This window comes from Deinococcus pimensis DSM 21231, from assembly GCF_000519345.1.
Taxonomy (GTDB): Bacteria; Deinococcota; Deinococci; order Deinococcales; family Deinococcaceae; genus Deinococcus_A; species Deinococcus_A pimensis.
This window is the reverse complement of the sequence record NZ_KI912670.1, coordinates 80,406-80,632: the sequence shown is the minus strand read 5'-3', so window position 1 is coordinate 80,632 and position 227 is coordinate 80,406. Positions and strand designations below refer to the sequence as shown.

Sequence of the window (227 nt, the reverse complement as noted above, 5' to 3'; positions counted from 1 at the left end):
GAGGCCCTCCATCGCGGCGAGCGTGGCGTGCGCGAGACGGCGGCGGAACTGCTGCGCGCGCACGTACGCCACACCGCTCACGGTGAAGCCGAGCTCCAGCTGCGTGCGGGTGTGCCCGGCGTACGCGTCGGGGAATTCGCGCAGCCACGTGGCGTGCACGGCGCTCGCCTCGGGCAGCAGCACGTTCATCAGGGCCGTGTCCACGAGGTCGAGGTCCGCGATCCGGA

General features: G+C 72.7%; 1 pseudogene. It reads right to left on the bottom strand.

What is annotated here, in order from left to right:
* A pseudogene (locus DEIPI_RS40430) lies at positions 1-227 on the bottom strand (amidase); the annotation flags it as partial.